Source organism: Microbacterium resistens NBRC 103078 (assembly GCF_001552355.1).
Taxonomy (GTDB): domain Bacteria; phylum Actinomycetota; class Actinomycetes; order Actinomycetales; family Microbacteriaceae; genus Microbacterium; species Microbacterium resistens.
This window is the reverse complement of record NZ_BCRA01000046.1, coordinates 23454-44489: the sequence shown is the minus strand read 5'-3', so window position 1 is coordinate 44489 and position 21036 is coordinate 23454. Positions and strand designations below refer to the sequence as shown.

The 21036-nt window shown below is 71.6% G+C and carries 20 protein-coding genes and 1 riboswitch; of the genes, 14 read left to right on the top strand and 6 right to left on the bottom strand.

What is annotated here, in order from left to right; translation table 11 throughout:
* Positions 1-299 precede the first annotated feature (299 nt).
* Positions 300-409: riboswitch (TPP riboswitch) on the top strand.
* The 3 genes from MR1_RS09080 to MR1_RS09070 all read left to right on the top strand — a co-directional run bounded on the left by MR1_RS09080 (position 402) and on the right by MR1_RS09070 (position 3329).
* Positions 402-1034, top strand: a complete 633-nt coding sequence (locus MR1_RS09080) for an ECF transporter S component (RefSeq protein ID WP_067245240.1) — start codon at positions 402-404, stop codon at positions 1032-1034. Its footprint overlaps the riboswitch before it by 8 nt.
* Position 1035: 1 nt before the next feature.
* Entirely contained in the window at positions 1036-2508 is a 1473-nt protein-coding gene (locus MR1_RS09075; RefSeq protein ID WP_084344489.1) for an ABC transporter ATP-binding protein, read from the top strand.
* Positions 2505-3329, top strand: coding sequence for an energy-coupling factor transporter transmembrane component T family protein (locus tag MR1_RS09070; RefSeq protein WP_084344488.1), 825 nt, complete (start codon positions 2505-2507; stop codon positions 3327-3329). Before MR1_RS09075 ends, MR1_RS09070 begins: the two co-directional genes overlap by 4 nt.
* Before the next feature lie 18 nt (positions 3330-3347).
* Here MR1_RS09070 and MR1_RS09065 read toward each other — a convergent pair whose 3' ends face one another.
* Positions 3348-3962: a TetR/AcrR family transcriptional regulator gene (locus tag MR1_RS09065; protein WP_067245238.1), complete on the bottom strand. Its 615-nt coding sequence runs from the start codon at positions 3960-3962 to the stop codon at positions 3348-3350.
* A 221-nt stretch (positions 3963-4183) separates the two neighbouring features.
* Between MR1_RS09065 and MR1_RS09060 the strand changes: the two genes are divergently transcribed.
* Positions 4184-5494 carry an MFS transporter gene (locus MR1_RS09060; protein WP_067245236.1) on the top strand — a complete coding sequence of 437 codons (1311 nt, stop codon included), beginning with the start codon at positions 4184-4186 and terminating at the stop codon, positions 5492-5494.
* A 28-nt stretch (positions 5495-5522) separates the two neighbouring features.
* Complete coding sequence (locus tag MR1_RS09055; RefSeq protein ID WP_067245234.1) at positions 5523-7283, top strand: glycoside hydrolase family 3 protein; 1761 nt, start codon at positions 5523-5525, stop codon at positions 7281-7283.
* A gap of 10 nt (positions 7284-7293) precedes the next feature.
* Here the strand turns inward: MR1_RS09055 and MR1_RS09050 are convergent, their stop codons facing one another.
* The gene (locus MR1_RS09050; protein WP_067245232.1) at positions 7294-8031 is read right to left on the bottom strand and encodes an aminoglycoside 3'-phosphotransferase; all 738 of its coding nucleotides are present in this window, start codon (positions 8029-8031) and stop codon (positions 7294-7296) included.
* Between the two features lie 184 nt (positions 8032-8215).
* Between MR1_RS09050 and MR1_RS09045 the strand changes: the two genes are divergently transcribed.
* A complete protein-coding gene (locus MR1_RS09045; protein WP_067245230.1) occupies positions 8216-8977 on the top strand; it encodes an SDR family NAD(P)-dependent oxidoreductase in 762 nt (253 codons plus the stop codon).
* 87 nt (positions 8978-9064) lie between these two features.
* Complete coding sequence (locus MR1_RS09040; RefSeq protein ID WP_067245228.1) at positions 9065-9907, top strand: SDR family oxidoreductase; 843 nt, start codon at positions 9065-9067, stop codon at positions 9905-9907.
* A gap of 82 nt (positions 9908-9989) precedes the next feature.
* Here the strand turns inward: MR1_RS09040 and MR1_RS09035 are convergent, their stop codons facing one another.
* The 4 genes from MR1_RS09035 to MR1_RS09020 form a co-directional block, all read right to left on the bottom strand.
* Positions 9990-10778, bottom strand: a complete 789-nt coding sequence (locus MR1_RS09035; protein WP_084344486.1) for an ankyrin repeat domain-containing protein — start codon at positions 10776-10778, stop codon at positions 9990-9992.
* 107 nt (positions 10779-10885) lie between these two features.
* Positions 10886-11524 (bottom strand): bifunctional 4-hydroxy-2-oxoglutarate aldolase/2-dehydro-3-deoxy-phosphogluconate aldolase, encoded by a 639-nt coding sequence (locus MR1_RS09030; protein WP_067245226.1) that lies wholly within the window; start codon positions 11522-11524, stop codon positions 10886-10888.
* 47 nt (positions 11525-11571) lie between these two features.
* Positions 11572-12057, bottom strand: coding sequence for a ribosomal L7/L12 family protein (locus MR1_RS20075; RefSeq protein ID WP_067245223.1), 486 nt, complete (start codon positions 12055-12057; stop codon positions 11572-11574).
* A 193-nt stretch (positions 12058-12250) separates the two neighbouring features.
* Positions 12251-13012 (bottom strand): GntR family transcriptional regulator, encoded by a 762-nt coding sequence (locus MR1_RS09020; RefSeq protein WP_067245220.1) that lies wholly within the window; start codon positions 13010-13012, stop codon positions 12251-12253.
* Positions 13013-13282: 270 nt separating this feature from the next.
* Here MR1_RS09020 and MR1_RS09015 point away from each other — a divergent pair, with 270 nt between their 5' ends.
* The 7 genes from MR1_RS09015 (at position 13283) to MR1_RS20070 (ending at position 21000) form a co-directional block, all read left to right on the top strand.
* The gene (locus MR1_RS09015) at positions 13283-14191 is read left to right on the top strand and encodes a sugar phosphate isomerase/epimerase family protein (RefSeq protein WP_231819736.1); all 909 of its coding nucleotides are present in this window, start codon (positions 13283-13285) and stop codon (positions 14189-14191) included.
* Entirely contained in the window at positions 14188-15357 is a 1170-nt protein-coding gene (locus MR1_RS09010; RefSeq protein WP_084344485.1) for a Gfo/Idh/MocA family protein, read from the top strand. The genes MR1_RS09015 and MR1_RS09010 overlap by 4 nt, the downstream gene beginning before the upstream one ends.
* 65 nt (positions 15358-15422) lie before the next feature.
* Complete coding sequence (locus tag MR1_RS09005) at positions 15423-16847, top strand: extracellular solute-binding protein (RefSeq protein ID WP_067245214.1); 1425 nt, start codon at positions 15423-15425, stop codon at positions 16845-16847.
* A gap of 61 nt (positions 16848-16908) precedes the next feature.
* On the top strand, positions 16909-17820 hold the full coding sequence (locus tag MR1_RS09000) for a carbohydrate ABC transporter permease (RefSeq protein WP_067245211.1): 912 nt from the start codon (positions 16909-16911) through the stop codon (positions 17818-17820).
* Positions 17817-18671 (top strand): carbohydrate ABC transporter permease, encoded by an 855-nt coding sequence (locus tag MR1_RS08995; protein WP_217996208.1) that lies wholly within the window; start codon positions 17817-17819, stop codon positions 18669-18671. Before MR1_RS09000 ends, MR1_RS08995 begins: the two co-directional genes overlap by 4 nt.
* Complete coding sequence (locus tag MR1_RS08990) at positions 18671-19744, top strand: ABC transporter ATP-binding protein (RefSeq protein WP_067245209.1); 1074 nt, start codon at positions 18671-18673, stop codon at positions 19742-19744. The genes MR1_RS08995 and MR1_RS08990 overlap by 1 nt, the downstream gene beginning before the upstream one ends.
* On the top strand, positions 19744-21000 hold the full coding sequence (locus MR1_RS20070; protein ID WP_067245208.1) for a CehA/McbA family metallohydrolase: 1257 nt from the start codon (positions 19744-19746) through the stop codon (positions 20998-21000). The genes MR1_RS08990 and MR1_RS20070 overlap by 1 nt, the downstream gene beginning before the upstream one ends.
* Positions 21001-21036 lie beyond the last annotated feature (36 nt).

The window sequence follows — 21036 nt, the reverse complement described above, 5'->3', positions numbered from 1 at the left end:
GGGGGCGTGGTCCGGCGTCGGGTCCGTCGCGCCGGCGCCCTCCGGGGTCACGGCGACCGCGGACGCCTCCTCGGGCGCCTCGGCGGGCGCGTTCGGGGTCGATCCGTGGTCGTCGTTCGTCACGGCATCTACCGTACCGGCCGGGCCCTGCGCGACCGCCGCGACGAGGGTGGGGCGTTTCGTCCCGCGGTGACCTGCACTGAGCGAGCGAAGCGAGTCGAAGTGTCGCTCAACGACCGGGGTGGGCGTGTTCGTCTCGCTGCGCTCGCTCAACGACCGGGGCGTCGCGGTAGGATGGGCGGACACACCACGGGAGTCCGGCGAGCCGGGCTGAGAGGAAGCGATCCGCGCTTCGACCGTCGAACCTGATCCGGATCATGCCGGCGCAGGGAGGAGTCTCTATGAACACGTCCGCATCCGCCGTCGTCACTGCCACGGGGACGAGGAACCTGCGCTGGCGGGTCGTCGACATCGTCGTCGCCGCCGTGCTCGGCGTCGCCCTCGGCCTCGTCTTCTGGGTCTGGAACACCGTCGGCTACGCCTGGTTCACCGCCGCCGACGGCCTCACGCCCGGTCTCGGCGGCATCGCCGTGGGGATCTGGCTGATCGGCGGCGTCGTCGGCGGCCTCGTGATCCGCAAGCCCGGCGCGGCGCTCGTCGTGGAGCTGGTGGCGGCCATCGTCTCGATGATGATCGGCAACGTCTGGGGCGTCTCCACAGTCCTGTCCGGACTCGTGCAGGGCCTCGGCGCCGAGCTCGTCTTCGCGCTCTTCCTCTACCGTCGCTTCACGCTGCCGGTCGCCGCACTCGCGGGCATCGGCGCGGGCGCCGCGGCGTGGGTCTTCGAGCTCTTCTACGGCAGCTCGCCCAACATCCTGAAGTCGGTCGAGTTCAACGCGATCTACCTGGGCTGCGTGGTCGTGTCCGGAGCGCTGCTGGCGGGGCTCGTCGGCTGGCTGCTGGTGCGCGCGCTGGCCGCGACGGGAGCGCTCAGCCGCTTCGCCGCGGGGCGCGAGCGGCGCCGCGAGGTCTGACGTGACGACACCCGTACGGGTCGTCGCCGACGGCTGGGGGTGGCGCTACGCCGGACGGCGCCTGCCCGCGGTCCGCGACGTCTCGTTCACGATCGAGCCGGGCGAGCGCGTCCTGCTCCTCGGTGCCTCCGGGGCGGGCAAGTCGACGCTGCTCGCCGGGATGGCGGGGCTGCTCGGTGACGCCGACGAGGGCGAGCGCGCCGGTCTGCTGCACGTCGACGGCGCCGACCCGGAGCAGCGCCGCGGCCGCATCGGCCTGGTGCTCCAGGACCCGGACGCGGGCGTGGTCCTGTCGAAGGTCGGCGACGATGTCGCGTTCGGCTGCGAGAACCTGGGCGTTCCCGCCGCGAGCATCCCCGTCCGGGTGGCGCAGGCGCTCGACGCGGTCGGGCTCGACGTCCCGCTCGAGCGACCGACGGCGGCCCTCTCCGGCGGTCAGAAGCAGCGGCTGGCCCTGGCCGGCGCGCTCGCGATGCGCCCGGGACTGCTCCTGCTGGACGAGCCGACGGCCAACCTTGACCCGGACGGCGTCGCCGGGATCCGTGCCAGCGTGGAAAGGGTCCTCGCCGAGACGGGGGCGACGGCCGTCATCGTGGAGCACCGCACGCCGGTGTGGGCGGACCTGATGACCCGCGTGATCGTGCTCGCCGCCGACGGGGGGCTGCTCGCCGACGGCCCACCCGCGGAGGTGTTCGCCCGCCACGGCGACGCGCTCGCGGCTGCGGGCGTCTGGATCCCGGGCCGTCCGACCGGCCTTGCCGCCCTGCCCGCCGCGGGTGAGGCGGACCCGGCGATCCTCAGGACCGTCGATCTCGCGGTGAGCAGGGACGGGCGTCGCCCGGTGCGGACCGGACTCGACCTCGCCGTCCCGGCCGGAGCGGCCACGGTGGTGACCGGCCCCAACGGGGCAGGCAAATCGACCCTCGCGCTCACCCTCGCCGGGCTCCTGCGCCCGCTCTCCGGCGAGGTCCTCGCGGACGAGGCGCTGCGCGGACGCAAGGGACTGCAGCCGATCTCCTGGTCGTCGCGCGAGCTGCTGACCCGGATCGGGACGGTCTTCCAGGAGCCCGAGCACCAGTTCCTCACACAGACCGTGCGCGACGAGCTCGCTGTCGGGCCGAAGGCGCTCGGATGGGACTCCGCTCGGATCGACGCGGTGGTCGGCGAGCTCCTCGAACGGCTGCACCTCGCCCCGCTCGCCGCCGCCAACCCGTTCACCCTGTCCGGCGGTCAGAAGCGCCGGCTCTCGGTGGCGACCGCGCTCGCGGCGTCGCCCTCGGTCATCGTCCTCGACGAACCCACGTTCGGGCAGGACCGGCGGGGATGGATCGAGCTCGTCCGGCTCCTGCAGGAGCAGATCGCGCGGGGCACGTCGATCGTCGCGGTCACCCACGACGAGGCCGTGATCGATCTGCTCGGCGGTCGCCGCGTCGACCTCGCCCGTGCCGATACGGGGCTCGGGAGGGCGGCATGACGGCACCGGTCCGCTCGCCGCGTGACGTCGCGCTCCCGGTGCCTACGCCGGGGGAGGAGGCCCCGCGCGGCTGGATCTCCGCGGTCAACCCCGTCACCCGGATCCTCCTGGCCCTGGTGCTGTCGATCCCGCTGTTCGCGTCGATCGACGTCGTGAGCGGTCTCGTCGCGATCGGACTGCAGCTGCTGTGCGTCCCCCTGACCGGGCTCTCCTATCGGACGGTGCTGACGCGGCTGTCGCTGCTCCTGCTCGTCGCCCCCGTCGCCGGCGTGAGCATGCTCCTCTACGCCGAGCCCGAGGGCCGGGTGTTCTGGACGTTCGGCGTCGCGGCGATCAGCGAGGGGTCGATCCAGCTCGCGGTCGCGGTGAGCATCCGGGTGATCGCGCTCGGGCTGCCCACGATCCTGCTGTTCGGCCGGGCCGATCCCACGGAACTGGCGGACGCGCTCGCGCAGGTCGCGCGCCTGCCCAGCCGGTTCGTGCTGGGCGTCCTCGCCGGGACCCGCATGCTCGGCCTGTTCGTGGACGACTGGCGGACCATGTCCCTGGCCCGGCGCGCCCGCGGCGTGGGGGACCGGGGGGTGATCCGCCGGGTCGCGTCGATGGCGTTCGTGCTGCTCGTGTTCGCGGTGCGCCGGGGCACCAAGCTGGCGATGGCGATGGAGGCGCGCGGGTTCGGATCCGGGATCCCGCGGACCTGGTCGCGTCCGTCCCGCCTGTCCCCTCGCGATGCCGTCGCCCTCCTCGGCGGTCTCGCCATCATGGCGGCCGCTCTGGCCGCCGCGGTCGCGGCGGGGACGTTCCGCTTCATCTGGTCCTGACCGTGCCGGGCCCCGTCGTCAGGCGGGCGGGTCGAGGGGGACCGTCAGCAGCTCCTCGATCCGGCGGCGGACGGCGGCGGCCATGTCGACGGAGTCGGGATCCAGCAGCCACTGCAGCTGCAGCCCGTCCATGATCGCGGTGAGCTCCGCGGCGGCCTGATCCTCGTCCACGTGGGCGGCGAGGAACCCAGCGTCCCGAGCACGGCGGAGAGCCGTCGCAGTGCCCTCGCGGATCCGCGCGTAGCGACGGACGAAGTAGTCGTGCGCAGGGTGGTCGGGAGCGGCCGCTTCCGCGGACAATACCGCGTAGAGCCCGATGATGCCGGGGACCTGGGTGTTGTGGCGCGCGAGATCCACCATGCCCCGCAGCACGCCCAGGCCGTCGGAGCCGCGCGAGCCGTTACGGCGGAACCGCTCGCGGTCCTCGACGTCCCGGGTCTCCAGCACCGCCTCCATCAGCGACTCCTTGGTGGGGAAGTGGTGCGACAGGCCCGCGCGGGTGATGTCGCAGGCCTCGGCGATCTCCCGCATCGTGGCGCTGTTGAAGCCGACGCGACCGAATAGCTCGGTGGCGACGGCGATGATCTGCGCGCGGCGGGCGCGCCCCGTCGTGTATCCGCGTGTGGTGGTCATCCGCTCCCTCGTCATCGACTCTCCGGTCCCCGGAACACTGCAGCGGGCGCATCGATCCGTCGCGCGCAGATCGGGGAGATCCGTCGCCGAGCGTACCCGTCCTCAAAAACCTACACATGTGCAGGTATTCGTGCTAGCGTGCCTATCGCCGCGAGGACGCGGCGGACCCTCGGCGCTCCCGGACACCCGGCCGGCAGCGCCCCCGACCCGAAGGACGGACGATGTCGTCGATCCCCTCCGACGCACCCGATGAGGTGCGTGCGCCCCTGACCGAGACGACCTTCGTCGCGACCGCGTCCGGCGAGGACGACCCGCCCCCGCCCGTGCGCGGCCTGCCGCGTCTGCTCGGATGGATCCTGCCGGCGAACTTCGCGATCTTCGTGATCTGGGGTGCGGTGCCCGGCATCCTGCTGCCGCACCAGATCGAACTGCTCTACCCGGACGAGAAGCAGAAGGTCGCCTACTTCGCGATCGTCGCCACGATCGGCGCGCTCTGCGCCATGATCGCGCAGCCGGCCGCAGGCCAGATCTCCGACCGCACACGGTCCAAGTACGGCCGGCGCGCACCCTGGATCCTCCTCGGGGCGCTGGCGGGCGGGCTGTCGCTCGTCGGTCTCGCGTTCGCGAACTCGCTCGTCGGGATCGTGATCGGATGGTGCCTGGTCCAGGTGTTCTACAACGTCGCGCAGGGACCGCTGTCGGCCGTCCTCCCGGACCGGGTGCCCGTCTCGCGTCGGGGGACGTTCGCCACGCTGTTCGGCATCGGGCTGATGGCGGGCGCTCTCGGGGGCCAGATCGTCGGCGCCATGCTGTTCGACAACCTCGTCATGGGGTACGTCTTCTTCGCCGCGTTCGCGCTCCTCGTGCTCACCCTCTTCGTCGTCTTCAACCCCGACCACCCCAGCACGAACTTCGCCCGGGAGCCGTTCCGCCTCGGCGACTTCCTGCGCACGTTCTGGGTGAACCCGGTCAAGCACCCGGACTTCTTCTGGGCCTTCACCGGCCGGCTGCTGCTCTACACCGGCTACTTCGGCGTCACCGGCTACCAGCTCTACATCCTCGGCGACTACCTGGGCGTCGAAAACCCGAACACCGTGATCCCGGTCCTCGGCATGGTCGGCCTCGTCGGCACGATCGTCGCCACCATCATCTCCGGCCCGCTGTCGGACCGGATCGGGCGTCGCAAGCCCTTCGTGTTCGGCTCGTCCGTCGTCATGGGCGTCGCGCTCGCGCTGCCGTGGATCTGGCCGACCTACACGTCGTGGCTCGTGATGACGGCGATCATCGGGTTCGGGTTCGGCATGTTCCAGGCCGTGGACACGGCGCTCATCAGCCAGGTGCTCCCGTCGGCGAAGTCCTTCGCGAAGGACCTCGGGGTCGTCAACATCGCCGCCACGCTGCCGCAGACCTTCGCTCCCGGCGTCGCCGGTGCGATCGTGCTCGTGTTCGGGTACGCCGGGCTGTTCCCGGTCGGGATCGTGCTGAGCATCCTGGGCGCGTTCTGCGTCTGGTTCATCAAGTCCGCGCGCTGACCGCAGCGATCGAGTGAGGAGAACAGGAATGACACAGGACGAGGTGCGCTTCCCGTACCAGGATGCGGCGCTGCCGGTCGAGCAGCGGGTGGAGGACGTGTTGTCGCGCATGGACGCCGCCGACAAGGCGGGCATGCTCTTCCACACCATGGTCGCGTTCGGCGACCCGTCCGTCGGCAACCCGACGTTCGGGATCCCGTCGGCGGAGTCGATGGTGCGAAAGCGCCGGATGAACCACTTCAACATCCTCGGCGCCGCCCCGGACGGACGGGAGTTCGCCGTCTGGCACAACGTGCTGCAGCGCGTGGCGCGGGAGGACGGCCTCGGCATCCCCCTCACGTTCTCGACGGATCCGCGCCACGCGTTCAGCGACAACCCCCTCACCTCGATCCTTGCGGGGCCCTTCTCCCAGTGGCCGGAGACGCTGGGCTTCGCCGCGCTGCGCTCGCCGGAGCGGCTGCAGCGCTTCGGCGACATCGCGCGGCAGGAGTACCTCGCCGTCGGGCTGCGGGTGGCGCTGCACCCGCAGATCGACCTCGCCACGGAGCCGCGCTGGTCGCGCATCAACGGCACGTTCGGCGAGGACGCGGACCTCACCTCCGCGCTCGTCGTCGGCTACATCCGCGGCTTCCAGGGCGAAGAGCTCGGACCGGACTCCGTGGCGACCATGGTCAAGCACTTCCCCGGGGGCGGGCCGCAGCTCGACGGCGAGGATCCGCACTTCGAGTGGGGCAAGGAGCAGGTGTATCCGGGAGGAGCGCAGGAGTACCACCTCCGGCCGTTCATCGCCGCGATCGGCGCCGGCGCCACGCAGATGATGCCCTACTACGGCAAGCCCGTCGGCACCGATTGGGAGGAGGTCGGGTTCGGCTTCAACAAGGACGTCCTGACCGATCTGCTGCGCGACCGGCTCGGCTTCGAAGGCATCGTCTGCACGGACTGGGGCCTGCTCACCGACGCCGAGATCCTCGGCACGCCGATGCCGGCGCGGGCGTGGGGGCTGGAGCACCTGACCCGCCCGGAACGGATGGTGAAGGCGCTCGACGCCGGCGTCGACCAGTTCGGCGGCGAGCTGTGCACCGACGTCCTCCTGGACCTGCTCGGGAGCGGTGCGGTCTCGGAGGAGCGTCTCGACGTCTCGGTCCGGCGGCTGCTGCGCGAGAAGTTCCGCCTCGGGCTCTTCGACGACCCGTTCGTGGACGAGGACCGCGCCGAGGCCGTGGTCGGCCGCGCGGACTTCGTCGAGGAGGGGCTCGCCGCGCAGAGCGACTCGCTCACGCTCCTGACGAACACCGACGCGATCCTGCCGTTGTCGCGGGGCGTCTCGGTCTACGCCGAGGGCGTGGACGCCGAGGTGCTCGGCGGGTTCGCCACGGTCGTGGCCACGCCCGAGGAGGCGGACGTCGCGATCCTGCGCATCAAGGCGCCGTTCGAGGACCGGGACCGCGGCGGGTTCTCCGCGATGTTCCACTCCGGGTCGTTGGAGTTCCCGGCCGAGGAGCACGCGCGTCTCACCCGTATCGCCGAGACGGTGCCGACCGTGATCGACGTCTACCTCGACCGCCCCGCCGTGCTCGGCGGCCTGGAGGAGTCCGCCCGCGCGGTGCTCGCCGACTACGGCGCGTCCGACCAGGCCGTGCTCGCGGTGCTGTTCGGCGACCGCGGTCCTCAGGGGGCGCTGCCGTTCGACCTGCCGAGGTCGGACGCCGCCGTCATCGCGAGCCGCTCCGACGTGGCGTTCGACACCGAGGACCCGACCTTCCGGTTCGGGCACGGCCTGCGTTACTGAGCCGGCGCGATCAGGTGGCGTTCCACAGATCGCGGTAGTACGCGAGCCGTTCCCGATCGGGCTCTGCGCCGTACGCCTCGATGAGCACGTCGTCCCACCCGGGGCCGTAGTTCCACTCCGTGCTCATCGAGGCGACGGCGATGTCGGCCCAGCGATCGGCCGCCCCGAGCGCGGCGAGGTCGACGTGCGCGGCCGGGCGTCCGTCCGGACCGATCAGCGTGTTCGGCATGCAGGCGTCCCCGTGGCAGACCACGAGCCGGTCGACGGCGGGCGGGGTCCGCAGCGCCTCGGGGACCACGAGCCCGCGCGCCGCCGCGTTCGCGATGCGGGTGGGGACCGTCCACTCCCAGGGGCATTCCGCGACGGGCAGCGCGTCGTGCATCGTGCGCAGCGCCTCCCCGACGGCGCGCACCGCGGTCTCGGGTTCGTCGGCCCAGCGCGGATCCACCGCGCTCAGCCCCTCGACCGCCGTCGTCACGAGCCACTCGTGTGTGTCGTCCTCGCCGTGCGCGAGGACGCGGGGGACCCGGATCCACGATCCTGCCCAGCGCATCCGCTCGGCCTCGTCGCGCATGGAGGACTCGGCGTTGCGTGGTCCCCACTTGACGTAGAAGGCCTCGCCGCCCGTCGGAGTCGCACGGAACGTGAGCCCGCCATAGTCGTTGCTCCACACGCAGACGAGCTCGGCGTCGCCGCCGAGGTCCCGGACGCGGTCGGGGATCGTGACGGGCTCGGACGGGATGGTCATGCCTCCATCCTGCCCGGTGGCCGCCGATGCGGCGCCGCCGTGGCCGGGCTCCCCGCCAGACGCGCGCTGACGTAGGCTCGCACGCGAGACCCGCCCGCGCCGGGCCCGCTCCGGCGATGACCGCGGTGGGACTCAGGACCGCCTAGGCTGGGACTCGGGCTCACCCGTTCGAAGGAGAACACGAATGCAGATCCACGGATCAGGCGCTCTCGTCACCGGAGGCGCCAGCGGACTCGGACTCGCCACGGCCCGTCGTCTGGCGGAGGCCGGCGCGGTCGTCACGATCGTCGACCTGCCCGGGTCCGACGGCGCGGCGGTCGCCGAGGAGCACGGCTTCGCCTTCGCTCCCGCCGACGTCACGGTCGTCGACCAGGTGCGCGCGGCGGTCGACCGCGCCTCCGAGAAGGCGCCGCTGCGGATCGTCGTGAACTGCGCCGGCATCGCGCCCCCGGCGAAGGTGCTGGACCGCGACGGCAATCCGACGGACGTGTCCGGCTTCGAGCGGATCATCCGCATCAACCTCGTGGGCACCTACACCGTGATCTCGCAGGCCTCCGCGGCGATCGCCCGCACCGAGCCGACCGAGGGCGGGGATCGCGGCGTCGTCGTCAACACGGCGAGCGTCGCCGCCTTCGACGGGCAGATCGGACAGCCCGCCTACGCCGCGTCGAAGGGCGGCGTGCACGCCATGACCCTGCCGATCGCGCGGGAGCTGGCCCGTTACGGGATCCGCGTGTGCACGATCGCCCCCGGGATCATGGAGACGCCCATGCTCGCGGGACTCCCCGAGGCGGCGCAGGCCTCGCTCGGCCAGCAGGTGCCGTACCCGCAGCGGCTCGGGCGTCCCGACGAGTACGCCGCGCTCGTCCAGCACATCGTCGAGAACGGCTACCTCAACGGCGAGACGATCCGCCTCGACGGCGCGATCCGCATGGCGCCGAAGTAGGCCGCCCGCTCTCGCGCCGCGATCCGTCGCTCCGGTCCACCGGAGCGGATGGCGGCGCATCACCCCGACACGACCCCGAGGAGCACCATGACCGACACCAAGCCGCTGGCCGGCAAGACCATCCTCATGTCCGGCGGAAGCCGCGGCATCGGCCTCGCGATCGCTCTTCGCGCGGCGGCGGACGGCGCGAACGTCGCGCTGCTGGCGAAGACGGACACGCCGCATCCGAAGCTCGAGGGCACGATCCACACCGCGGCGGAGCAGATCCGCGCGGCCGGCGGCCGAGCGCTCCCGATCGTCGGGGACGTGCGGGAGGACGACGACATCACCGAGGCGGTGCTGAAGACCCAGGGCGAGTTCGGCGGGATCGACGCCGTGATCAACAACGCGAGCGTGATCGACCTGTCCGGATCGCTGGACCTCCCGGCCAAGAAGTACGACCTGATGCAGGACGTGAACGTGCGCGGGACGTTCCTCCTGTCTCGCGCGGCGATCCCGATCCTCAAGGACTCCCCGAACCCGCACATCCTGTCGCTGTCGCCCCCGCTGAACCCGACGCCGCGGTGGCTCGGCGCGCACACCGGGTACTCGCTGGCGAAGTTCGGCATGACGATGGTGACGCTGGGGCTCGCCGCGGAGTTCGCCGAGGCCGGGATCGCTGCAAACACCCTGTGGCCGAGGACGACGATCGCGACGGCCGCCGTGCAGAACCTCCTCGGCGGCGATCGGGTGATGGCCGCGAGCCGCACGCCCGAGATCTACGCGGACGCGGCGTACGCCGTGCTGACCAAGCCTGCGCGCGAGTACACCGGGCAGTCCCTCATCGTGGAGGACGTGCTCGAGGCGGACGGCGTCACGGACTTCTCCGCGTACGCGGCCGTCCCCGGGACGGCGGACGACCGGCTGTACCCCGACATCTTCCTCGACTGACGCCCACGACGGCCCCCCGTCTCTCGAGTGGTCAGTTTCTGCGGGTTGGCGGCGTCTCAACCCACAGAAACTGACCACTCGGCTACCGGGGACGGGCGTTGTCGAGCTCGGCGACGATGGCGTCGTAGCCCTGCTGCCGCGCGAGGTCGCGCGGCGCGGTGCCGTTGCCGTCGGGGATCGTCGGATCCGCACCGCTGTCGAGGAGAGCGCGCACGGCGAGCACATAGCGCTCGGAGCCGTCGCCCAGCACGATCGCCTCGTGCAGGGCCGTCCAGCCGAGGTCGTTCACGTGGTCCGGGTCGACCCCGGCCTCCAGCAGGATCCCGATCGTGGAGAGCAGGCCACGCTCGGAGGCGGGGATCAGCGCGGTGCCGCCGAAGCGGTTCGTGCTCGCGAGATCCGCGCCATGCGCCAGGGTGAGGCGCAGGATCTCGTCGTGCCCGCGCGCGCCGGCATAGAGGTACGCGGAGTCCTGGATGTCGTCCTTGGCGTTCACGTCCGCCCCGGCCTCGATCAGCGCGCGGGCGGCCTCGACGTGGTTCTCCTTGGTCGCGGCGACGAGCGGCGTCATGCCGGCCGCTCCTCGTGTCTCGAGGTTCGCGCCGCCCTCGATCGCGGTGCGGACCGCCGCCGCGTCACCGGTGGCGGCGGCGGAATACAGGGCGGAGTCCATCGCGGCCATCTCGGTCTCCGTTCGGGGGGTCGTCGGGGAAGGGGCGGTCATGCTCGGCGCGGGGGTGCGGGAGGCCGGCGGGGCCGGTGACCCGTCCTCGGCTGCCGGAGCGCAGCCGGTCACCAGCAGGGTCGCGGTCGCGGCCAGGACCGCGGCGGCGACGGCGCCGGGGAGGCGGGGTGAGCGGAAGAGCGTCATGCAATTGGTATACCAAATGCGGCTGTGCGGGAGCCGAGTGGTTCGGGACCCGTGCCTCGACGGGCGGGAAGCGCGCCGGTGTGCGGGACGGCCGGTGCGTGCGCGTGTCAGCGGCGAACGGCGGCGAGGGCGGCGGCGAAGCGCACGGCGCGCTGCTCGATGTCCGCCCAGTCTCCCGCGGCGATCGACGCGCCCCGCGCCAGGTCGCCCCCGGCGCCCACGGCGACGGCCCCCGCGGCGAACCACTCCGCGAGGTTGTCGGGGGTGACGCCGCCGGTCGGCATGAGCGGGGCGTCCGGGAACGGGCCGCGCAGCGCGCTGAGGTAGGAGGGGCCGCCGAGGGAGGCGGGGAAGATCTTCACCACGTCAACGCCGAGCTCCCGCGCCTCCATGACCTCCGACGGGGTGAGCGCCCCGGTCATGACCACGGTGCCCGTCTCGATCATCGCCCGGGTCAGATCGGGGCGGGTGCCCGGCGAGACCAGGAACTCCGCGCCGGCCTCCGCGGCGGCGGCGGCCTCGGCGGGGGTCGTCACGGTCCCGGCCCCGACGTATGCGTCCGCGCCGTGACGGGAGATGAGCTCTCGGATGACGGCCGGGGCGTCCGGGGTGGAGTAGGTCACCTCGATGCCGCTGATGCCGCCGCGGATCAGGGCTTCGGCCGTGTCGAGCGCGGACTCGGGCGACGGGGCGCGGAGCACGGCGAGCACTCCGGCGGAACGGGCGCGGGCGAGTCGATCGGTCATGCGGGTCTCCTTCGGGTCGGGTCCATCCTCTCAGCGGGGAGAGGTCGTCAGCGCCACGAGTCGATGACGCCCTTCGACTCCTTCAGTCCGAGGCCGGTCGCCTCCCGGAGGATCTTGATCGCCGCGATCGGCTGTCCGGCGGCGACGAGCCGGTCGATCTCCGCGCGGGTCGTCGGCGGCAGGGAGTCGGCGGAGAAGCCGCGCGGCGCGGCCGACGCGGGCTGAGGCGCCGAGCCGGGGATCCAGACGTCGATCCGGTCCTTCGCCTCCTGCAGGGAGAGGGGCTGGTGATCGCGGAGCACCTTGATCGCGGCGATCTTCTGGTCCGTCGCGACGAGCCGGTCGATCTCGGCCACCACGGCGGGATCCATCGTGCCGTCCGCGCGCGCGATCGGAATGGCGGTCGTCGCCGGCGCCGCGGAGGCGGTCGCCGGGCTCAGCGGCTCCGGGCGCTTCGGGCTCAGCGACCGCACCAGGACCCCCGCGATCACGAGCAGCACGACGACGGCGACGATCCACATCCACGGTTCCATGCCCTCCAGTCTGCCGGAGGGCGTCGGCGTTTCGTCTCGCTGCGCTCGCTCAACGACCGGGGGTGGGGGCGTGTCGGTCGTTGGGCGAGGAGCGCAGCGACGAGACGAAACGTGGTGACGCGCGGCTGGGGGCGTTTCGTCTCGCTGCGCTCGCTCAACGACCCTCGCTGGGGCCGGTGAGCGACCGGGCGGGCTACTTCGCAACGAGGGTCGTCTCGAAGCTGTACATGTCCGGGCGGTAGCAGTGGATGCCGAACTCGACGGCCGCGCCGGACTGGTCGAACGACACGCGCTCCATCGTGAGGACGGGGCCGCCCTCGTCGATCCCCAGCAGCTCGTCCTCGTCGTCCTCGGCCCGTCGCGCGCCGATCGTCTGCTTGGCGACCCGGATGGCCACTCCCCGGGCGCGCAGGATCTGGTAGAGGCCGCGCGCCTCGAGCTGCTCCGCGGTCACGACGGCGAACTCGGCGGGCAGGTAGTTCTCCAGGACCGCGACGGGGACGCCGTCCGTGCTGCGCCGGCGGCGCAGGTGCAGCACCTCGGTCCCCGGCTCGCAGCCCAGGGCGGCCGCGACCTGGTCGTCCGCGGGGACGACCTCGTGCACCAGCACCTCGGTGCCGGGCTCGTGGTGCGCGCTCTGCAGGTCCTCGTAGAGGCTGGTGAGCTCCACCTGCCGGGTGACCGAGCCCTGCACCACCTGGGTGCCGATGCCCCGGCGCCGCACGAGCAGGCCTTTGTCCACGAGCTCCTGGATCGCCCGCCGGATGGTCGGACGCGAGACGCCCAGCTGCTCCGCGATGGAGATCTCGTTCTCCAGGCGGGCCCCGGCCGGGATCGTCCCCGAGCGGATCGCCTGCTGGAGCCGCGTGGACACCTGGAAGTAGAGGGGGACGGGGCCGGTCCGGTCGATGTCGGCGAACAGCTCGTTCGGCCAGTGGACGGTGTCGTCGGCCATCGATCCCCGCTTTCTGCGACGCCGCGCCGAAGCGACGCGGTCACATTGTAGCGACAATCGGACGATTGGCCTCGGGAACGCCCCGGAAGCCGTGGTCTCGCGCTGCGAGCGTCGTTTCCCGGGGCGTCTCCTCCCCGTCCGCGAGAGGTCTCCGATCGTTCATCAGGACACCCATTGATGCATATGTCGTTACTTGCTAACATTTCGGCGGACCCGGGCTCCACACCCTTCCGAGCGGGGTCTGCTCCTTCGATGAGGAAAGGAACACGCGTGATCCGCATCGCGAACGCGCCGGTGAGCTACGGGGTCTTCGAGCTCGCCCGGCCCGATCTCGTCGCCCTGCCCGACGGGGAGGAGCTCGCCGCCTGGATCGGCGAGGCCGGATACCAGGGCATCGACCTCGGGCCGGTGGGACTCCTCGGGCGCGGGGAGGAGCTCGTGGACCGCCTCCGCCGCCACGGGCTGGAGCTGGCCGGGGGATGGGTCGATCTGCCGTTCACCGCCGATCAGGAGACGTTCGACGCCGCGTTGGCGGGACTCGACGACACGCTCGACGTGTTCGTGGCCGCCGCGGAGGCGGGGCCCGCGCTCGCTCCGCTGCCGACCCTGGCCGACGCGGGCAGCGCCGAGCGTCGGGCGCGTCCGGGCGGTGCACCCGAGCTGATGCTCCAGGGCGCGGACTGGGACCGCTTCGCCGCGCGGGTGGGGATCGCGGCACAGCGCGTGCGCGCCCGCGGGCTCGAGCCCACCTTCCACCACCACGCGTGCACCCACGTGGAGACGCCCGCCGAGGTCGACGCGTTCCTCGCCTCCACCGACGTGGGCCTCACCTTCGACTCCGGCCACCTCCTCATCGGCGGCGGGGACCCGCTCGCGGACTACCGCCGGTGGAAGGACCGCATCAACCACCTCCACCTCAAGGACGCCCGCACCCGGGTGCTGGCGGAGGCGATGGAGGCCGACGACCCGATGCGCTCGGTCTGGGAGAAGCGCGTGTTCGTCGCGCTCGGCGAAGGGGATCTGGACATGGATGCGCTGGTGCAGGAGATCGTGGACGACGGGTACTCCGGCTGGCTCGTCGTCGAGCAGGACGTCGTCCCGCGCTCGATCGAGGAGATCGACCGCGCACGGACCGATCAGGTCGCGAACCGCGAGGCGCTGCGGCGGTGGTTCGCATGACCAGGACGCGGGTGGCCGTCATCGGCCTGGGGGCGATCAGCCAGAGCGTGCACCTGCCGCTGCTGCGCCGCAACGCCGAGGACTTCGAGATCGCGGCGCTGGTGGACCTCTCCGCGGAGCGGGTCGCGGACATGGCGGCGCGGTACGGCGTCGCGGACGAGGGCCGGTTCGCCTCGGTGGAGGCCCTGGCGGAGGCGGTCGAAAGCGGTGAGTCCCGTGTCGACGCGGCGATCCTCGCCACCACGGGATCGCACGCGGGCGACGTGCTCCGGCTCGTCCGCGCCGGGATCCGGGTCCTCGCCGAGAAGCCGCTGTCCTACTCGCTCGCCGAGCTCGACGCCCTGCGCACGTACGCGGACGGGGCGGGCATCGACCTGCGCGACTGGGTGCGGGTCGGCTACATGAAGGAGTACGACCACGCCTCCCGGCGCGCCGCCGAGCTCCTCGCCGACGTCACGCTGCGTGCGGTCAGCGTGCAGGTCCTGCACCCGCTCGACGGGTCGCAGCTCGCCTATGCGCGCCTGGCCGCGCCGACCGGGGACGTGACCCCGGAGATGCTCGCGCCGATCCTGTCCGCGACCTCCGACGTCGTGGACACGGCCGTGGGCGCCTCGCTGCCCGCCGATCTGCGGACCCTCTACACGAACGTGGTGCTCGGGTCGATCATCCACGACGTCGGCCTGCTGCGGATGCTCGTGGGCGGACTCGGCGAGGTCCACCACGCCGAGCACTGGGGCCCGAAGATGCCCGGATCCGTCCATGCGCGCGGCACGCTCGCCCGGGACGAGACGCCGTGGACCATCGACTGGCACTACATCGACGGCTACCCGGACTACCGCGAGACCGTCGCCTTCCACCACGAGGGCGGCACGATCGAGCTCGTCTTCGGGGTGCCGTACGTGACCAACCTCCCGACCGTCCTGCGCGTGACGCAGGGTGATCCGGAGCTGGGCATCAGCGTGACCGAGTCGCGCTGGATGCAGCAGGAGGCCTTCGAGAACGAGCTGTCCGCGCTGGCGGCGCTGGTCCGCGGCGAGCGTCCCGACGGGGCGGGCGTCGAGGAGTCGGTCGACGACGTGCGCGTCGGGCAGCGGATCATCCGTGCGCTCGCGGTCTCGAAGGGCCTCGCGCTCGATCCGGGCGTCGAGGCCGCATCGGAGCAGTAGTCCCGTCCCGCAACACCTCAGCACGGCCGGGCGCGCACACCGGTCGTCACACAGAAAGGTCGACAATGATCACGAACGGAAAGCGCCGGCTTCTGACGGCGTTCGCGCTCACGGCCGCCGGTGCGGTCGTGCTGGCCGGCTGCTCGGGCGGCGCCTCGAACGGCGACGCGGGCGGGGAATCCGGTGGCGGAGAATCCGGCCCGGTCACGCTCACCCTGACCGCCAACTCGATCACCGGGGGCAAGAACGCAGCGGAGGCGGACTGGATCGCCGACTACGTCGTCCCGGAGTTCGAGAAGGCGATGAAGGCCGACGGCAAGGACGTCACCGTCGAGTTCCAGCCGCAGGGCGTGGACGACGAGGACTACAAGACGAAGATCGCCCTGGACCTGCAGTCCGGCAAGGGCGCCGACATTATCGGCATGGACGGCATCTGGGTGGGGGAGTTCGCCGAAGCCGGGTACATCAAGCCGCTCGCCGACGTGGCCGCGTCCTCCGACGACTGGGACGGTTGGGCGCAGATCCCCGAGGCCGTGCAGAACGCGCTGTCGTTCGACGGCGACCGGTACGGCGTCCCGCAGGGCGCCGACGGCCGCGTCCTGTACTACAACAAGACGCTCTTCGCCGAGGCGGGACTGCCTGAGGACTGGCAGCCCACGAGCTGGGACGAGATCATCGAGGCGTCGAAGGCGCTCAAGAAGGTCGAGGGCGTGACGCCGATCCAGCTCAATGCGGGCACCGCGATGGGCGAGGCGACGACCATGCAGGGTCTGCTCCCGCTCATCGTCGGCACCGGCGAGGAGGTCTACGAGGACGGGAAGTGGATCGGTGCGAGCGACGGCCTGAAGGAGGCGCTCGACCTCTACAAGACGATCTACGTCGACGAGGGACTGGGCGACCCGGTGCTGCAGCAGGAGGCCTCCGGACGCGACACGTCGTTCCAACTCTTCGCCGAGGGCAAGATCGGCATCCTCCTCGAGGGCGACTACTTCTGGCGATCGGTGATCAACCCCGCCGAAGGCGTCGGAACCGCTCCGATGGCCGATCGCGACGAGGTCGTGGGCTACGCGAAGATCCCGGCCGTGAAGCCGGGCAAGGGCATCAACGGCCAGGACTTCGTCTCGATGTCGGGCGGGACCGGTCGCGTGCTCAACCCGAACTCGAAGAACCCTGAGCTCGCGTGGGAGCTGCTGGCGTTCATGAACTCGCCGGAGGCGTTCGAGGCGCGCGTCGCGGGCACCATCTCGATCACGCCGCGCACCGACGTGAACGAGAAGATCCTCGCGAGCGACAAGATGCTCACGTTCGTCAACGACGAGGTGCTCCCGATCACCGCCTACCGTCCCGGCCTCGCGGCCTACCCGCAGGTGTCGGTGCTGCTCCAGCAGGCCACGCTCGACGTCGCCACGGGCACCTCGGTCGACGACGCGCTGAAGACGTACGTCGGCGGTCTCGAAGGGGTCGTGGGCGAGGACGCGATCTCGAAGTGACCGCGAACGCGACCATGCCGGCGGGGGGCGTCCGCGCCCCCGCCGGCGCCGGGCGGAGGACGTGGCGGGGCTGGGCCGCGTCCGGGCGACGCTGTTCGCCGCTCCCGGCCTGATCCTCATCGGTCTGTTCCTGCTCTTCCCCGCGCTGTGGACGGTCTACCTGGGGATGACCGACTACCGGCTCACGGGCCTCGCCGCGGCGAACCCGCAGTTCGTGGGGCTGGACAACTTCTCCCAGGCGCTCGCCGACCCGAAGTTCTGGAACTCGCTCTGGCTGACGCTCGTCTTCGTCCTGGTGTCGGGCATCATCGGCCAGACCGTGCTGGGCTTCGCGCTGGCGTGGATGCTGCGCAACGTCCGCGGCTGGGTGAAGACGACCGTGGAGACGCTCGTGCTCGCCGCCTGGGTGATCCCGGCCTCGGTCGCATCGTTCCTGTGGCTCGCGCTCCTGGACCGCCGCAGCGGCACCCTCAACGCGCTTCTCGGCACGGAAGGGGCGGCCTGGCTGATCCAGCACCCCATGGAGTGCATCATCATCTTCAACGTCTGGGTCGGGACGGCGTTCTCGATGCAGCTGTTCTCCTCCGCCATCAGCGCCGTGCCACCGTCGCAGCTGGAGAGCGCGCGGATGGTCGGCGCGAACACCTGGCAGCAGCTCCGCGACGTGATCCTGCCGAACATCAAGGGCCACCTGCTGACGAACACGCTCCTGATCACGCTGTGGACGTTCAACACGTTCACGCCCTACCTGCTCACGGCAGGAGGGCCCAACGGAGCCACCGACATCCTGTCCGTGTACATCTACCGCACGGCGATCCCGGGCGGCCAGCTGGGGCTCGGGGCGGCGATCTCGCTCATCATGCTCCTCATCAACCTCGTCATCGCGCTGATGTACATGCGCGTCTCCCGGGGCCGGAGCGGGAAGAGCGGACGGAAGACCGGATCGAAGAGCGCGAAGGAGGCCCGCGCATGATGTCCGCCGTGAAGACCGTCGCCCGCGACCGGTCCGTCATCCACTTCGTCTCGCGCGTGCTCTTCGTGCTCGTGCTCGTCGTCGTGTCGCTGTTCTTCGCGCTGCCGATGGTCTGGCTCGTGCTCGCTCCCTTCGACGCGACGCCGTCGCTGACGGTGTCGTGGCCGGACTGGACCCTGGACAGCTTCGCGCGCCTGGCGGAGAACCCCTACGCGCTGCGATCGATCGGGAACTCGCTCCTGCTCGGGATCGGCACGATGGTCGTCGTCATCGTGCTCGGGGCGCTCGCGTCCTACGCGATGAGCCGGATCAACATCCCCGGGCGCGACGCGATCCTGTACGCGCTGCTGCTGCTGTCCTCGATCGTCACGGGCACCGCCGCCATGGTCCCGACGTTCCAGCTCATCACCCAGCTGCAGCTCATCAACACCCACGTCGGCGTGATCCTGGTGCTCGCGGGAGGGATCCTCCCGACGGTCATCTTCATCCTCAAGGACTTCATGGACTCGATCCCGAAGTCCTACGAGGAGTCCGCGCGGCTGTACGGTGCGGGCCCGTTCCGGATCCTGAAGGACGTCGTCGTGCCGATCGCCCGGCCCGGCCTCGCGTTCATCGCGATCTGGACCATCGTGCAGGTGTGGGGCAACTTCCTCGTCCCGTTCCTCCTGCTGCGCACGCCCGACATGCAGCCGGCCGCCGTGCTGATGTACACCTTCTACACCGAGAGCGGACAGGCGGATCTGCGCCTGATCTCCGCGTTCTCGCTGGTGTTCTCGGTGCCGGTCCTCCTCATCTACTTCTTCGTCAACCGACGTTACGGTTTCCGCTTCCACGGAGGAATCAAGTCCTGATGGCCAGAATCTCAGCCCACGAGCTCGTCAAGGAGTACCCCGGCGGGGTGCGCGGCGTCGACAGCATCGACGTGGAGATCGCCGACGGCGAGTTCTTCGCGCTCCTCGGCCCCTCCGGATGCGGGAAGACCACGCTGCTGCGCTCGATCGCGGGCCTGGAGAGCATCACCTCCGGCCGCCTGACGATCGGCGACAAGGACGTGACCAACGCCGAGCCGGGGGAGCGCGGCGTCGCCATGGTCTTCCAGGACTACGCCCTGTTCCCGCACATGGACGTCGGCGACAACATCGCCTACCCCCTGCGCATCCGGCGGGTCGCGAAGGGAGAGCGCCGCGCGACGGCGGAGTCGGTCGCGAACGGGCTGTCCCTGGACGGTCTGATCGAGCGTCGCCCCGGTCAGCTCTCCGGCGGACAGCAGCAGCGCGTCGCGCTCGCCCGTGCCGTGGCCACCCGGCCCGACGTCCTGCTGCTCGACGAGCCCCTGTCGAACCTGGATGCGCGGCTGCGTCTGGAGGCGCGCACCTTCCTCAAGGAGCTGCAGCGCGACCTGGGCGTCACGACGGTGTTCGTGACGCACGACCAGGCCGAGGCGCTCGCGCTCGCCGACCGGATCGCCGTCATGAAGGCCGGGAAGCTCCAGCAGATCGGCTCGCCGCGGGAGATCTTCCACCGTCCGAACAACACGTTCGTGGCCGGGTTCATCGGATCCATGCCGATGAACCTGATCCCCACCGCCGTGTCCGCGGGGACCGTGCGGATCGGCGAGACCGCGGTGCCGCTGCCCGCCGAGACCGCGGCGCTGGTCGCGGAGGGGCAGCGGGTCGTGTTCGGGATCCGGCCGGAGTACGTCACCTGGTCGACCGAGCCCTCGGCCGGAGGGATCCCTGCCGAGGTGATCGTGACCGAGACGCTGGGGGCGAGCACCCTCGTCCTCGTCGGCGCCGGTGAGCACAAGCTGCAGGTGGTCGTCCCCGAGGAGCATGAGCCGGAGCCGGGCGCGCGAGGCTGGGTGGTCCCCCACCTCTCGCGAGCGCTGCTGTTCGACGAGGAGAGCACGGAGCGCATCGGCTGATGGGCATCGACCGCACCGCGCTGCACCTCACGCACGAGATCCAGAACGAGGACCGCTACGTGCGGGTGCCGTTCGAGGTCCCCGCGGGGACCGACTCGATCGAGGTCCGTATCGCCTACGACGCGGCCGCGGCGGTGATCGACCTCGGGTGCGAGGGGGCGGCGGGCTGGCGCGGATGGTCCGGTGGAGCGCGGACGTCGTACGTCATCCGGGCGGACGACGCCACGCCCGGCTACCTCCCCGGGCCCCTCGAAGAGGGCGAATGGAACGTGATCCTGGGCGTGCACCGGCTGGCGCCGGGCGGCGCGGACGTGGTCGTGGAGGTCCGGACGCCGGCGGAGTCGGGCATCGACCACGGTCCGGAGGCCGCCCCGGTGCGCGGCGTGCCGCGCGGGAGCGCGCGAGGGCTGCCCGCTCCCGCCGGGATGCGCTGGTACGCCGGCGACTTCCACGGGCACACTCTCCACTCGGACGGCCAGGAGAGCATCTCCGGCCTGGCGGCGCTCGGCGCCGCAGCCGGCCTGGACTTCCTCTCCGTCACCGATCACAACACCACCAGCCATCACGCGCACCTCCCCTCGGTCGGCGCACGGCAGGGGATCACGCTGCTGCCGGGGCAGGAGGTCACCACCCACCGGGGCCACGCCAACGCCTTCGGCGACATCGGCTGGATCGACTTCCGCCGACCGGCTCAGGAATGGGTCGACGAGGTCGATCGCCGCGGCGGGGTGCTGAGCGTGAACCATCCGCTCGGCGGGGACTGCTCGTGGCTGCACCCGCTGGAACGGCTGCCGCGCGCGCTCGAGCTGTGGCACTCGGAGTGGTACCGGGAGCTCATCGCGACGTCACCGCTCGCGTTCTTCGCGCGGTGGGGCACCGGGGTCACCCTCCTGGGCGGCTCCGACTTCCACATGCGCGGTCAGCGCGTAGGGCCCGGGACCCCCACGACCTGGGTCGCGGCCGAGGAGCCCAGCGCCGAGGCGATCCTCGCCGGCGTCGCCGCCGGGCGCACGGCGATCATGGGCGGCGTCACGGAACGGGACGGCCTGACCGTCCCGGACGTCCTCACCGCGCCCATTCTGCTGCGCCTGGACGGTGCGCTCGTCGCGATCGACGCGGACGGGCTCATCCTCGTCGACGGTCTCGGCGGCCGACGCACCGTCCACGGAGCCCGTGCGGAGTTCGACGCGGATCCCGCCGCCGGCCCGTACTCCCTGCTGCACCCCGACCGGCGGATCCTGGCGCTCAGCGCCTGAACCGTCGCCCCGCCCCCACCGAACCGCCCCCGAGAG